Consider the following 13,321-nt stretch of genomic DNA (forward strand, 5'->3'; position numbering starts at 1 on the left):
ATCTAATTCTATCCCCCTCCACCCTAAAAACAAAAAAAGTCCGCAGCTCTCACTACGGACTTTACACAACCTATTTTTGTCAATTAATCACCTTATGCAATTTCCGTGATGAATTCTTCCTTTGGAGTTCTTACCTTCTTCATATTTACTAACCAGTCGTTTTCTTCATCTCTGTAGCCTAATGCTAAGATTAATGAACTTTTCAATCCTTGTTCTTTAAGATTTAGTAGCTCATCGACTTTCTCAGGAATAAATCCTTCCATTGGTGTAGCATCAACTTTCTGTTCTGCCGCTGCTGCGATAGCAAGTCCAAATGAGATGTATGCCTGTTTCGCTGCATGGTGTGCATGCCATTCCTGCCCTAACGGCTCGTACAAACTCCAGATATTATTTCTGTAATCGTTCATCGTTTCACGAGGAAGGCCACGCTCATCCATCATAAAATTGAATACATTTTCGATTCGTTCGTTGGTGTATCCATCCCACGAAGCAAAAACCAAAAGATGTGATGCATCAGTTACCTGAGACTGATCCCATGCAATTGGTTTCATCTTTTGTTTAAGTTCTTCATTTGTGATTACAAAAATCTTGTAAGGCTGTAGTCCTGAGGAAGAAGGGGCTAACCTTGAAGCTTCGAGTATATAATCAAGTTTATCCTGAGGCACGACTTTTCCATTCATTTTTTTAGTCGCGTATCTCCACTGCAAATCATCTACTAAACTCATTTTCTGTTTCTTATTTAACTATTGAATTTTTAAATATTTGTTTAAACAACTATAAGAACGAGAAGGTTAAATAAAGGTTCGGGAAAGTTTACGGTTTTTTAGAAAATGTAAGATTGTGACTTTCATGGTTGATTTTCAGGATAATAAAATATCACCATGAAATGTAGAAAAAGCAGAAACCAATCCAAACAACGTCACCTCGACGTCAGGAGAGGTCTGTTTATGCATAGCACATACCTTCAACTAACTGCTTACCATAAACAGATTTCTCACTTAATGACTTGGCTCACACCTCGCATTACCAGACGTTCGAAAGGACGAGTAGAGTGGTGGTTTGAATAGTTTTATGGCAATTCTTGTAATCATCAATTACTTACATAAATAAAATTAAAAAAAGCCTCCAGAAATAATCTGAAGGCTATTTATTTTAATAATAATGTATCATGATACCGAACTTGTATTGCTTCGTTAAGCGCTTGATTGGAACAGCAATTTCAGCGTTACAAACGCTGGTCTCAATAACAACCTCGTTACGCTTCGCTAAACAAGGTCGATGGGTCATCTTTTATTTATGTTTCCTACAGAGAAGTTTATCGTCCTCGTTTGGAACGAGGATGATTGAGATTGGCGATTGTATCGCCATTTTTCATGCTCTTCGAAATTTGTAATTCCGAAGCCCTATCCATGGATTTTTAATCCATATTTATCACTAAATTCTATTATACGAATTCATCAATATTATTTGATACATATATTCACTGACATCCTATCATCCTCCTATCCTACCAATCCTAGCACTGACGAAACAAAGTTTGTCAGCATTTACAATTCAGACAAAAAAAGCCTTCAGAAATAATCCAGAGGCTATTTATTTTAATAATAATGTATCATGTTACCGAGGATAATGAACAAAAGTATATTTAATAGTCCTATTTTCATTTACAAGAGTTAAATACAAAGTATCACTAAATTCTTTTTTTAAAATATAATCTCCTTTTCCTGCTATAATTCCAAACGACCCTGATACTACTTGCCCCTCAACCAACCTTGGTGCAAAATAAAATGTTTTACCATTCTTTAAATTTATTCTTACCCCCCCGGTTGATGATTTTATTTCATCGATATATCCTGAAATACTCATTGAATCGAATTTGGTGAATTCGCTAGCAAAGTTTTTTCTTTGATTCAAGCCAAAAAAAACAACCATAAGGCTAACAAAAGTAATTAATCCTAATATTGAAAGAATAATTTTTAAAGATTGTTTATTCATAAACTACATTATTAATTATACCAGCTGACCTCACAAAATTAGATACCTAACAAAAATAATTACTTTGGATCGCAGATCCGTGGATAATAGTCCAGTCTTACAAATTTAAATCAGTTACAAAAACAAAAATCCCCCCCTGGCGCAAGTATTCACTTGTGCCATCGCCATTAAGCAAAACTATAAAATTAATAACTTTAATGCTGGATCATAGATCGGTAGATAACTGTTCCCGTTACGAATAACTAACATCCAAAAAAACAAAAAATCCCCGGAATAACCCGGGGATTTCTTTATCAATTGTTTTTCACTCTGTAATTCTAGTTTTCAATCTTTGTATACTTACTCTGCACTCGCAGCATACATTAAATATGTATTTCTGAATACCTCCACATCCGGAGCCAATTCCACTGCCTTATGATACGCACTCAGAGCATCTACTCTCAACCCGTGCTCCTCAAAGAATGTTCCCAATATTAACATGTCAAGTGCATTATCTTCACTTAATGATTCCTTCAGCTTTTTCAATTCAGGTTCGATTTCACTTCTCCTATCTTCTTCAAGCTTTTTGATTCCGACCTTGTTCGAAGTTACCATTGGTCTTCCATCAACACTTACATTGATAAGAAGCATCTTAGACTCATTAAAAGGAGCTTCATCAAAACTTAAGGTGAAACTGGTATCCTGAACAGCTTCTTTTTTAAGCACTTCATCATAGATATTTTTCACTTCAACCAGATAACTTGAATTATTCAGATCAGGCATGCTCGTCCAGGTAAAATTTACTTCAGGACCATACGCCTCACTTAATTCAGGCATCAAAACAAGAATCTGATCATCGGCACGCTTTACTGCCCCGGTGACGTTCATATACCTTTCCTTATTCTTATTAATATCTTCATTGTCTGATTCTGATAGCTTATTCACAACAAACTCTGCGTATTTATCACTTAATTCGGTACTCCCTGCAGAAGCAACCGCTTTATCGTTGATCTTTTTAAGGTCGTAAACTCCAGCCTTTTTGATCTCGAATGTCTTCCCGGTTTGATGTATTAATCCGACATATGAACCATCCGCAGTCTTGATCTTAGAATTACCAGAAAGCTTTACCCCAACCTTTAAAGGTTTCCAGGCTGCCCCTCCCTCTGAATATTGGTTAGCACCGCTAACAGCCAGTACTCTGAAGCTGGTACTTTGTGCAGACATACTAAATGTTAGTCCAACAGTTAATAAAAAAATTATTATTCTGACCATGATAGTTTTGGTTTGATCTTTCTTTTAATCTTTATACTTATATTCTTTATTACTCCATTATATATCTCCAGCATATCTCCGGATAAAGCAATCGCGATGATAGCTAACTCCAAATGCATTTTATAGCTGTAAACCGCAAAAACGTAAATAATTACGAAAAACAAAAAAATCACCTCAACCAACTGTATCAGCTTCGTAATCCCGTCATACCAGTCAGGCAGACGATAATATACTATCATAAAGCATGCCACGTTTAATAAACACAGTAAAATAGCCCAAACAATTGACTGAGTTTGTCCCATTTCATTGATATAATCCTCGTCAAGGATCATGCTTATAATATTCGCATGGATAACGGCTCCGAACATATCCGGATTGGTCCGTCCGGCATAATTAACATTTAGTGGGGTGATATATTTATCTTCCCAGCTTGGGTCCAGAATGTTCTCCCCGAGGTATCCAAGAATAACTATTCGATCTTTAATAATCTCCGGTTCAAAATTTTCTTCCAGTATTTGGAATGGATCCACAGATAAGTATCTTCCGTGAAAAACACTGTATCCATACGGATCAAAAATATTTCTCCTGAAATTGATTAATTCATATGGATTGCCTCTTTCGAGAAAAGAATTGGTTTTTTCCGGTGAATACATTTTTGCCAGCGCTACACTAAACGCCATCATCGAATCCCTGGTTGTCGGTTCTGCAGGAGAAAACGACCGGCATGTTTTTAATTGCTCCTGACTACCGGCGGGAGAGATCAGGTTTGCATATGAAAGAGTGCCGTGCTCCAGAAAAGATTCAGGTGGCGTAACTACATTAAATATCCCGGAACTACTGTCATATTCCAACCTGGAAATTAATACCAGGTTTTCAGTTTCTGCCAATCCGAATTTCAACATCAGGTCGCTAATGGAATCTTTAGCTCCGTCAAATTCAATATCAACACCCACAACCTTAGGGTCGTATTTATTTATTATTTCCAGTTGCCTTGCTATTCCTGCCCGGTTGAGTTGCCCGATATTTACTAATGTAATCCGTTCATCATCGGTAGGTTCTTCCCTGAATTCGATAAAAGCAATATCAGTAAAATCAAAATCAGCCAGTGCTTCTCCGACAGGATCAAGAAAATCTAATGAATTCAAAAACTTCCCGGCGATAAAAATAAAAGCAAAAATAAAAAATGTAGCCCCGATAACATGACGAAAAAAACTTCCGGAGCGTATTCTAAAATCCGAATTCCGCTTCATGGGGACAAAATACGGATAATTAGTTAAATTCCAGCAAAATTTTTAATATCTGTTCATGGACCAGGCAAACAAAAGGAGAAAAAAAAGACGACTAACAAAGGAAGAATATCTCAACGGTATTTTGTCCGGAGACCGCTTTATCCTAAGTAAAGCAATCACCCTGATTGAAAGCACGAGAGACGATGACAGGGATTTGGCTAAAGATATTATAAAAGAAATACCTAAAAAGGATGATACGATAAGAATCGGAATAACCGGGGTACCGGGAGTTGGGAAAAGCACCTTTATAGAGTCATTTGGCTTAAAACTAATAGAGGAAGGATATAAGATCGCAGTATTGACCGTTGACCCATCAAGTAGAGTTACGAGAGGTAGTATTTTGGGTGATAAAACAAGAATGGAACACCTGAGCCGTAATCCAAATGCCTACATCAGGCCATCTGCAGCCGGCACATCTTTGGGAGGTGTGGCCAATAAAACCCGTGAAACCATGCTTTTATGTGAGGCTGCCGGCTATGATATGATATTAATTGAAACAGTAGGGGTTGGCCAAAGTGAAACGATGGTCAAAGAAATGGTTGATTTCTTTTTATTATTAATGCTCAGTGGCGCAGGAGATGAACTCCAGGGAATTAAAAAAGGAATTATGGAAATGGCAGATCTTGTTACCATTACGAAAGCCGATGGTGACAATGTAAAACAAGCCGAACGCGCCAAACGCACTTATAAAAATGCAATGCATCTATTTCCTCCAAAACCCAATGGCTGGACTCCACAAGTAACAACCTCCTCTGCTATTAAAAATAAGGGCATGAATGAAGTGCTTTCTATAATAAAAAAATTCGTTTCACAAAATCGAAAATCAGGGCACTTTGAGGAAAATAGAAAAAATCAAAACTTATATTGGTTTAATACATTAATCTCCGAGGAGCTTCTTGACATTTTCTATAAAAACCCTGCTGTAAAGGAAAAAATTTCGTCGATAAAATCCGGGGTTTTGTCGGGAAATATTGACGCTTCGGCAGGAAAAGACAAGTTACTTGACATTTTTCTTAGAAATAGTGTTTGAATGTTAAACTTTTTTTCTATCTTAGCGTTATCACATTAGCATAGTTGATAAATCCTAATGTTTTGGTTGAAAGATGGCTGTCCTCCCCGGACAGCTTTTTTTATGCCCAAATCTTTGTTCCTACCTATGTATGATATGTGGATAACCTGCCCAATATTATCTTGCTTATTTCGTTAATCTGTTATACTTTGAGTAAACATTTAAGCTATATAAAGGCACTATATTTTTATGGATAGTTCTGAAGAATGGCTATTGCCAAAAGAAAAAACTGAGTTCAGGCAATTTTTAGACACTAAAAATATCGCTACCTCAGAGAAGCATTCAGGGTTGAAGTCCACAGTTGAGAAATTCAGGACACTATTCAACAGAGCCAATTTATTTTTGTATTATATACTTGGCTTTTTTGCGGTATTATTTATTCCGCTTTCCCTGGTTACAAAGAGTTTCCAGACGGGCATTTGTCTGGCATTGGCAACATCAGTATTTATTGCCAATTGGTCAGTAATACATTACCCACGAGGGTTCTTTTCTCACACAAATAAAAAAATGCAAAAGGCTCCTGTTGAAAAGCAGGAAAACATCAAACATTAATCCTACTTTATATCGATAAATCCAAAATGGGTATCGTGTGCTCCGGGACTTGAGGCTGGATATGTTTTCTCTACAATTTCACCCTTCTCAAAAGTTATTGGATCCTTAAAAATCGGCCCGTCATAAACAAAGGTGTGGAATTCACCATTCTCACCGCATGGATCAACATTTTCAGGAAGATCCTGGATAAATGAATAATCTATTTCTCTTCCCAAAAAAGATTTATCTAATTTCTCCAAACTACAGCAAACGACAATCGCTTTAAAGCCCAGGTTGATCCATTCCAGTAAAAGGTCTTTAGTATTGTTCCGCTCAAAAATCGGGAAGTGTGCTGTTAATCCGGCTTCCTTCATTTGTTCTTCCCTCAATTGCTTTAGATCTTCAAGAAAAATGTCTCCAAAAACACAACCTGAATATCCTTTCTCCTTTAATTTAATCGTTTCCTCGCGCATAATTTGCCGGTAACTTTCCATGGAGGTTTCCGGAGACAAATTAACTGTATGCAGAGGCAAGCCAATAGAATTAGCCTGTTTTTCAATTAACTCAATCCTTACTCCATGCATGCTTACTCGATTAACTGAAGCCTGAACAGAGGTGAAAAGCAAGTCGATATTCATCCCCTCTTTTTGGGCAATATATAAAGCAAGAGCGGCATCTTTACCACCGCTCCAACTTATGTAGTTTTTATTTTTGGACATATGTAAATCCATTTGGAGCTATTCCAACAGTTTCTTTTTTAACAAATGAACCATCTGTATTAAAGATATGAATTTCTCCAGCAGTAGTAAACCCAACTGGAACAGCTACAGCTATCCAGTCATTTGCTTCAATATATTCCATCCCATAAACTCCTGAGATATCAATTAAAGACTCAGTCAGTTGACCAGTCTGTACATCTAAAACATGAATTCCATCAGATGTACCCAGATAGATTAATCCTGAAGTTGAATTGTACGATGCAGAATTAAAATATCCTCCATCCGGACCCGCAATTTCTTGCTCAAAGTTTCCATTTCTATCATACTTCATGATGGAAGAAGGTCTTACGCCTTCTGCAGGCCAGGACTTCCCCTTACAAATAACCCATACTTTTCCAGCTGCGTCCTCAATGATAAAGGCGGGGTTTATTCCTGTATATATTTCTTTATCAAATGAAAGGTCAGTATTAAAAATTGATACTGTACTATCGGTCGAATAACCTCCTGCATTCGGTACCCATATTTTTCCATTGATAGCATTAGGCAGGCTTGGTCCGGATCCCGTTTCAACAGAATCAATAACTTGAAAATTAGAAGGATCAACTTTCTTCAACCAACCGTTATAGCCATCATTCCAATCTGAAACATAAATTCCTTCACTACCAGCGTAAGTATATCTTGGTGAAGTCAGTCTGGAATCTACAGTTGATATTTCACTAAAATCAGTAGAATTAATTATTTCGATTTTACCTGAATTCTGAATAGTTAAAAAAATGTTACCGTCATATCCGGTAATTCCCTGAGCCTGATCACCAAGGCTTCTATTATTTGCAGCAAAGAAAACATCATTCGTTACGGTTGAATCGGACATTGAAAAATAAGAAAGTGAAGCATTACTTCCTTGAAATGCGCCTTCATTAAGAATTAAAAATCCGTTTTCTGAGACTGTAGGTTGTGGACTTTCATTATCATCACAAGCAATAGTAAAGGCCATTCCTAAGGCGATAATTAAAAATTTTAATTGTTTCATATTAGTGGTTTAATAAAAGGTTTATTGAAATTCCATAGTTTCTGCCGGGCATAATCCGTTCTCTTCGAACTTCATACTCGGTATCAAAAATATTTTTTACTTCTCCTGATACAGAGATTTTATTTTTCCCTACACTAAAAATATAGGCCAGGTTAACATCTGATAAAAACCAGCCTTCCAGTTTCCAGCGCTCATTATTATCGAGGGTAGTATATTGATCACCGGTGAACTGATTAAAAATAGCCAGCAACCATCGTCTGTATTTCACTGAGAGGTTAGCTCCAAAAATATGTTCAGGAGTGTAAAACAATTGATTTTCTGTCCCGGTATATTCATCAGAAATAGTGTTGTCCTTCATCAGCGATGCCCTGGTCATTTGGTAGTTTAACCTCAGCAAAAATTCAGACTCTCCATACCTGATGCTCGAAACTGATTCCAGTTCTATCCCCCGTGACCATACCTTTTGTAAATTCATCGGAGTCCAGTCGCCTTCAGAATCCGGTGCCCATACAATCTGATCATTCAGGGTTGTACTATACAGGTCTAGACTTAAAGATGAATTAAAATATTTCGCTGGGGATGTTTTAAAGTTTATCCCAATTCCGCCATTGTAACCAGATTCGGGTCTAAGATCCGGATTTCCTTTGGCTCCGGCTCCCTGCCAATAGAGATCATTGAACGTTGGTATTCTGAAAACCCTGCTAAATTCTCCATGCACGGTTAAAACCGAGCCCAATTGGTGTGACACAGATAGTGAAGGGGTAGTCGGGATACTGATATCTTCGGCCATCGATTGATTTATTCCTGCTGTAAAGATGGTTCCGGCCTTAGGTTCATATCTGATAAAACCTGACAACTCACCGGTCAGGCGTTCTTTTATCCTTGGATAGCCCTCATTATTGAAGGTTACTTCTTCTCTGTTTGCTTTTCCGGTAAAATTAAAAGTCCAGTTATCGAGATAATAAGTGTACAGCAAATTGTTTTGCCACCTGAAGCTTGTAGTCTCCGATTCTAGGTCAGTTGCATTATTGAGATAAAGTATCTTTTGTAAATCAACACCAGAAGTAAAGCGAAGATCATATTGCTGGTCTTTTACTGAGAAATTTACAGCCCCGCGGTGATACCTGTCATTTTGTTCTTCCTGGGAACCTGAAGTTTTTGAAGCTAGAGGTGGTAATTGACTATCTGAAAATAAACCCCAATAAGAGGATGACAATTTTATTTTATCAGATAACTGAAATGAATAATCTGCAGAAACAGACCCGGACTCTCTGTTTGCATGAGCGAGTCTTTCTTTCGGTGCCCCACTTTTATAGGTGTTTATAAATGGATAATCATTATCAGATTTTTGGTAAAATATCTTTATATCTCCACTATGTTTACCTTTGGATAGTTCAGTCTTTCCTCCTGCAGTCAGGCTGCCAAAACTTGCTGCCCTGAGAAATAATTGACTTTGATTGTCTCCCCTGGTTTTCGCATCCAGAGGCTCCAGATTTAGAATCCCTCCTATTGCTGCTGATCCTGCTACTGCGGATTGGCCGCCACTATACAAAGTCATGTTGTCAAAGAAAAAAGCAGGTATTTGACCGATATCCAGGCTGCCATTTGAAAGACTCTGCAAATCGATCCCATGCCATAATATTTTGGTTCGGCCCCCCCCAAATCCACGTTGAGAAATTGTGGTCAATCCGGTTACTCCATAAGATCGGATGTTAACAGGAGCAATATAATTCAGCCTTGAAGCGAGGTTTTGATATGGAACCAGTGACTTAATCACTGAATCTGCTGTATACTTTTTGTGAGATGGAACAAACTGCTCCCAGGGAGAAGAAATCACTTCAACCTCATCCAATACACGAACAGTATCGGTTTGTCCCAGACCCAGGTAGGGAATAGAAATAAAAAAAATCACTATAAAAACTACTACTCGCATTTGAATCATTTTTAATTAATGATCCAAAGCTTCTGGTAACACGATAACGTGAAGAATTAAAAGACTAAGTCTTCCAACGCTTTTCATCCCGAAAGCCTTGAATATTGAGCAGTCTGGCAGGTCTCCTGGCTTGCATTTCTGTTGTCGCCTTCCCGTGTTTTCACAGTGGCAGATTGGACAACAGCTTCGTAATGCTTACAGTTGCGGGTACAGCTTTCGATTTACACGAAATTCCCTATTAATTCTCCGGACGATAGCCCTTCGAAACCAAAATGCACTGCAAATGTACAAAGTATTGATGAATTTCATAGTTTTACATCCATATTATTGATTCACCTTCATAAGCATTAATACTACTTAATTAATGAAAACTAACATCAGATTTATTTTTATGATATTGATCCTGATAATTGCTATTTCAGGATGCAAAAAACAAAATCCAGAAGAAAGCACATCATCTTCTGAAATTTTAAAGAATGACTACGCTGAAGGATTTTCAATAACCAAAACTGAAGACGGATACCTGCTGAGATTATTCGATGTTAATAATTCCACTCCATTGAATGAAATTCTCCTAACTGATAAAAAGTCTGAGCAAAACAACAATTATCAACAGCTTGAAATACCATTAGAAAAGATAGTAATTGGCTCATCCACTTTCATAGGTTTTCTTAATACACTTGATAAAATAGAGGTAATTCAAGGCTTCCCCGGAAAACAACTTATATACAATAAGGAATTACTTGCTCGTATCGAAAAAGGTAAAGTAACAGACCTTGGAAACCAGATTTCATGGAACGTTGAAAAAGTTGCTGAAATGAATCCCGATGCAATGATCCTGAATCTGTTTGGAGCAGAAGATCCAAGTATCGAAAATATCAGAAAGCTGGGCATCCCGGTAATTTTTGTCCAGGATTTTCAGGAAACACATCCACTGGGAAAAGCCGAATGGATCAAAGTTTTCGGGTTATTAACCGGTGAATACGAAAAATCCGTAGCGATCTTTGAAGAAATAAAAAATAACTACCTTGTCTTGAAAGAAAAGTTAGGTACCGTGAAAAATAAACCTGGCGTAACAAGTGGTATGGTCTATGAAGATGCCTGGTTTGCTCCAGGTGGACATTCATACATGGCTACTTTGATATCCGATGCTGGAGGAAATTATATTTGGAGTGATAAAGAAGGAACCGGTGGAATCCCTCTTGCTAAAGAGGTAGTTCTCACTCGCGCAGACCAGGCTGATTACTGGATCGGTGCAGCAGCATTCGATACTTATGAAAAACTTAAAGAGCACGATAAGTTGTTTGAATCCATCAAAGCCGTTGAAAATAAGAATGTGTATACGTACATTGGAAAAATAAGGAAAAATGGTGGAAATGATTATTTTGAAACCGCCCCTGTAAATCCTGATATTTTGTTAAAAGATATTGTACTTATATTGCACCCGGAAATGATCTCCAATCATAAATTGGTCTACTATAAAGCTTTAAAATGAGTAAAACTACCATACTGATCTTTCTGGTGATAATCCTTTTTGCAGGTTTTATATTAAGTCTGTGTCTGGGATCAGTTTTACTTTCCCCTTCACAGATTATTGACGCATTGTTTTCGGCCAAGAGTTCTATATATACGGATATAATAGTAGAATACAGACTGCCAAAAGCCATAACAGCAGTTATCGCTGGCATGGCTTTATCGATCAGCGGGTTATTAATGCAAAATTTTTTCAGGAATCCGCTAGCAGGACCATTTGTCCTGGGGGTAAGTAGTGGTGCAGGGCTATTTGTAGCTATATTAATAATGACCGGATGGTATGCTGGATTGTCGCTTGGAAGCATTGATATTCACCAATCAACCGTGGTCAGTATTGCGGCCATTTTGGGTGCAATGGCCGTTTTATTACTATTACTTTTAATACAGTCGATCAATAAAGATTATACAACCTTACTTATTGTCGGACTAATGATCTCCTCAGCAGTCAGTGCAGTAATCAGCCTGATTCAATATTTTAGTCAGTCACAGGATATTCAGCGGTATTTATTATGGACAATGGGTAGTCTTGGTGCATTAAGCTGGTGGGAAATTTCAGGCCTTGCAATCGCATTACTAGTCTGCGTAACAGTATTAGTAATAATAATAAAACCATTAAATGCACTGAATCTTGGTGAATCGTATGCCCTTTCAATGGGAGTAAAAGTTCAGACCGTAAGAATTTTAATATTATTAACTTCCGGAGTGCTTGCAGGTATGATCACAGCATATTGCGGACCAATTGGGTTTATTGGTTTAGCTGTACCTCATTTAAGCCGGCAGTTTTTAAAAACTTTTCATCCAGCTTGGTTGATACCCGGAACAGCAATTACTGGTGGAGCTATTTTGCTTTTTTGTGACATTATAGCACAGGTGCCGGGTATGGATTTTGTCCTTCCTATTAACACCGTCACTGCTCTTTTTGGAGCACCATGGGTCATCATCTATTTATTGAGAAAAAAATTAAGTGGCACTTTTAATTGACAGATAAGTATAACGATATCGCTCTTGAGTTTGACTCACTTTCCATTGGCTATTCTAAAAATGAACCAGTGGCTACCAACCTCTCCGCCAAAGTTTCATGGGGTGAAAATATTGCGCTGGTAGGGCAAAACGGAAGTGGTAAATCAACGCTTTTGAAAACCCTGAGTCTCTTGCAGGCGAAACTTCATGGAACAATTACTATTAACGGCAAAAATTCAGACCATCTTGACGATAAAGATAAGGCTCAATTTACTGGTATTGTTTTAACGCGAAGAGAAGTGATCGCAAACATGACCGTCGAAGATCTGGTTATGTTAGGGAGATATCCTTTCACACCATGGCATGGCAGGTTGACTAAAGAAGACCTTAAAAAGGTAAGTAATGCCCTGGAAGCAACCGGAATCTATAAAAAAAGAAAATCACTATTAAGTGAACTAAGTGATGGCCAGCTTCAGAAAGCCTGGATAGCTCGTGTTCTTGCTCAGGAAAGCAAAATTTTATTTTTAGATGAGCCAACTTCATTTCTGGATCAGCCAAGCAAAATGGAAATATTCGGACTGATCTCCGATCTGGTAAGAAAAGAAAATAAAACTGTCATCACTGCAACCCACGACCTGGACCTGGCTATTCAAAAATGTCACCGGTTTTGGCTGCTCAATGAAAAAGGTGAGTTGGTTGATAAACTTCCCGAAGAACTGATAATGGATGGCTCAATCAATGATCTTTTTGCCGGAAAAGGGTTTGAATTCGATCTAGACCAGGGAAGATTTATTAGGAAAAATAAATTTTCAAGAAATTATAATATTAAAGGATCGCCACATTTGGTCAAGTGGGTGGAACATGCTTTTAATAAACATAATATCTCAGAAAACATACCTGAAAAGCTTTCAGTGACAGAAAGTGACAAAAAACTGATCTTCAGGTTAGGAGAAAAAGAATTTACCAGGATGTCACAATTTCTGGAAAGCATAAAAAGCATGTAATATTTAA

At 37.6% G+C, this 13,321-nt stretch carries 13 protein-coding genes and 1 riboswitch; of the genes, 6 read left to right on the plus strand and 7 right to left on the minus strand.

The window, feature by feature from the left end; translation table 11 throughout:
- Positions 1-92: 92 nt before the first annotated feature.
- Positions 93-725, minus strand: a complete 633-nt coding sequence (locus tag OO013_RS14560; RefSeq protein ID WP_266057645.1) for an NAD(P)H-dependent oxidoreductase — start codon at positions 723-725, stop codon at positions 93-95.
- Positions 726-881: 156 nt separating this feature from the next.
- Here OO013_RS14560 and OO013_RS14565 point away from each other — a divergent pair, with 156 nt between their 5' ends.
- Complete coding sequence (locus tag OO013_RS14565; protein WP_266057646.1) at positions 882-1,067, plus strand: hypothetical protein; 186 nt, start codon at positions 882-884, stop codon at positions 1,065-1,067.
- 550 nt (positions 1,068-1,617) lie between these two features.
- Here OO013_RS14565 and OO013_RS14570 read toward each other — a convergent pair.
- The 3 genes from OO013_RS14570 to OO013_RS14580 form a co-directional block, all read right to left on the minus strand.
- Positions 1,618-1,995 carry a hypothetical protein gene (locus tag OO013_RS14570; protein ID WP_266057647.1) on the minus strand — a complete coding sequence of 126 codons (378 nt, stop codon included), beginning with the start codon at positions 1,993-1,995 and terminating at the stop codon, positions 1,618-1,620.
- A 339-nt stretch (positions 1,996-2,334) separates the two neighbouring features.
- Positions 2,335-3,246, minus strand: a complete 912-nt coding sequence (locus tag OO013_RS14575; RefSeq protein ID WP_266057648.1) for a FecR family protein — start codon at positions 3,244-3,246, stop codon at positions 2,335-2,337.
- Complete coding sequence (locus OO013_RS14580) at positions 3,234-4,496, minus strand: CHASE2 domain-containing protein (RefSeq protein ID WP_266057649.1); 1,263 nt, start codon at positions 4,494-4,496, stop codon at positions 3,234-3,236. Before OO013_RS14580 ends, OO013_RS14575 begins: the two co-directional genes overlap by 13 nt.
- Before the next feature lie 55 nt (positions 4,497-4,551).
- Between OO013_RS14580 and meaB the strand changes: the two genes are divergently transcribed.
- Both meaB and OO013_RS14590 read left to right on the plus strand, forming a co-directional pair.
- Positions 4,552-5,565, plus strand: coding sequence for a methylmalonyl Co-A mutase-associated GTPase MeaB (gene meaB, locus OO013_RS14585; RefSeq protein WP_266057650.1), 1,014 nt, complete (start codon positions 4,552-4,554; stop codon positions 5,563-5,565).
- Positions 5,566-5,793: 228 nt separating this feature from the next.
- Positions 5,794-6,156 (plus strand): hypothetical protein, encoded by a 363-nt coding sequence (locus OO013_RS14590; protein WP_266057651.1) that lies wholly within the window; start codon positions 5,794-5,796, stop codon positions 6,154-6,156.
- 2 nt (positions 6,157-6,158) lie between these two features.
- On the opposite strand, the gene OO013_RS14595 is transcribed toward OO013_RS14590, so the two are convergent.
- Genes OO013_RS14595 through OO013_RS14605 form a run of 3 tightly spaced genes read right to left on the minus strand, consistent with a single transcriptional unit; the run spans position 6,159 to position 9,817 of the window.
- Positions 6,159-6,854, minus strand: coding sequence for a Dph6-related ATP pyrophosphatase (locus OO013_RS14595; RefSeq protein ID WP_266057652.1), 696 nt, complete (start codon positions 6,852-6,854; stop codon positions 6,159-6,161).
- On the minus strand, positions 6,841-7,884 hold the full coding sequence (locus tag OO013_RS14600; RefSeq protein WP_266057653.1) for a YncE family protein: 1,044 nt from the start codon (positions 7,882-7,884) through the stop codon (positions 6,841-6,843). The genes OO013_RS14595 and OO013_RS14600 overlap by 14 nt, the downstream gene beginning before the upstream one ends.
- A 1-nt stretch (position 7,885) precedes the next feature.
- Positions 7,886-9,817 (minus strand): TonB-dependent receptor plug domain-containing protein, encoded by a 1,932-nt coding sequence (locus OO013_RS14605; RefSeq protein WP_266057654.1) that lies wholly within the window; start codon positions 9,815-9,817, stop codon positions 7,886-7,888.
- A 98-nt stretch (positions 9,818-9,915) separates the two neighbouring features.
- Positions 9,916-10,104: riboswitch (cobalamin riboswitch) on the minus strand.
- A 77-nt stretch (positions 10,105-10,181) separates the two neighbouring features.
- On the opposite strand from OO013_RS14605, the gene OO013_RS14610 reads away from it, so the two are divergent.
- The 3 genes from OO013_RS14610 to OO013_RS14620 are packed head-to-tail and all read left to right on the plus strand — an operon-like array spanning position 10,182 to position 13,314.
- On the plus strand, positions 10,182-11,312 hold the full coding sequence (locus tag OO013_RS14610) for an ABC transporter substrate-binding protein (RefSeq protein WP_266057655.1): 1,131 nt from the start codon (positions 10,182-10,184) through the stop codon (positions 11,310-11,312).
- Positions 11,309-12,331, plus strand: coding sequence for an iron chelate uptake ABC transporter family permease subunit (locus OO013_RS14615; protein WP_266057656.1), 1,023 nt, complete (start codon positions 11,309-11,311; stop codon positions 12,329-12,331). The genes OO013_RS14610 and OO013_RS14615 overlap by 4 nt, the downstream gene beginning before the upstream one ends.
- Positions 12,328-13,314 carry an ABC transporter ATP-binding protein gene (locus OO013_RS14620; RefSeq protein ID WP_266057657.1) on the plus strand — a complete coding sequence of 329 codons (987 nt, stop codon included), beginning with the start codon at positions 12,328-12,330 and terminating at the stop codon, positions 13,312-13,314. Before OO013_RS14615 ends, OO013_RS14620 begins: the two co-directional genes overlap by 4 nt.
- Positions 13,315-13,321: the final 7 nt, after the last annotated feature.

The sequence above is a fragment of the Mangrovivirga halotolerans genome, from assembly GCF_026241165.1.
Lineage (GTDB): Bacteria > Bacteroidota > Bacteroidia > Cytophagales > Cyclobacteriaceae > Mangrovivirga > Mangrovivirga halotolerans.

What these genes read in the sequence shown, in the direction of transcription:
- OO013_RS14575 (WP_266057648.1), bottom strand. Translation starts at nt 3,246, where the DNA reads ATGGTCAGAATAATAATTTTTTTATTAACTGTTGGACTAACATTTAGT.
- OO013_RS14590 (WP_266057651.1), top strand. Translation starts at nt 5,794, where the DNA reads ATGGATAGTTCTGAAGAATGGCTATTGCCAAAAGAAAAAACTGAGTTC.
- OO013_RS14595 (WP_266057652.1), bottom strand. Translation starts at nt 6,854, where the DNA reads ATGTCCAAAAATAAAAACTACATAAGTTGGAGCGGTGGTAAAGATGCC.
- OO013_RS14580 (WP_266057649.1), bottom strand. Translation starts at nt 4,496, where the DNA reads ATGAAGCGGAATTCGGATTTTAGAATACGCTCCGGAAGTTTTTTTCGT.
- OO013_RS14610 (WP_266057655.1), top strand. Translation starts at nt 10,182, where the DNA reads ATGAAAACTAACATCAGATTTATTTTTATGATATTGATCCTGATAATT.
- OO013_RS14615 (WP_266057656.1), top strand. Translation starts at nt 11,309, where the DNA reads ATGAGTAAAACTACCATACTGATCTTTCTGGTGATAATCCTTTTTGCA.
- OO013_RS14570 (WP_266057647.1), bottom strand. Translation starts at nt 1,995, where the DNA reads ATGAATAAACAATCTTTAAAAATTATTCTTTCAATATTAGGATTAATT.
- OO013_RS14560 (WP_266057645.1), bottom strand. Translation starts at nt 725, where the DNA reads ATGAGTTTAGTAGATGATTTGCAGTGGAGATACGCGACTAAAAAAATG.
- OO013_RS14565 (WP_266057646.1), top strand. Translation starts at nt 882, where the DNA reads ATGAAATGTAGAAAAAGCAGAAACCAATCCAAACAACGTCACCTCGAC.
- OO013_RS14605 (WP_266057654.1), bottom strand. Translation starts at nt 9,817, where the DNA reads ATGCGAGTAGTAGTTTTTATAGTGATTTTTTTTATTTCTATTCCCTAC.
- OO013_RS14600 (WP_266057653.1), bottom strand. Translation starts at nt 7,884, where the DNA reads ATGAAACAATTAAAATTTTTAATTATCGCCTTAGGAATGGCCTTTACT.
- meaB (WP_266057650.1), top strand. Translation starts at nt 4,552, where the DNA reads ATGGACCAGGCAAACAAAAGGAGAAAAAAAAGACGACTAACAAAGGAA.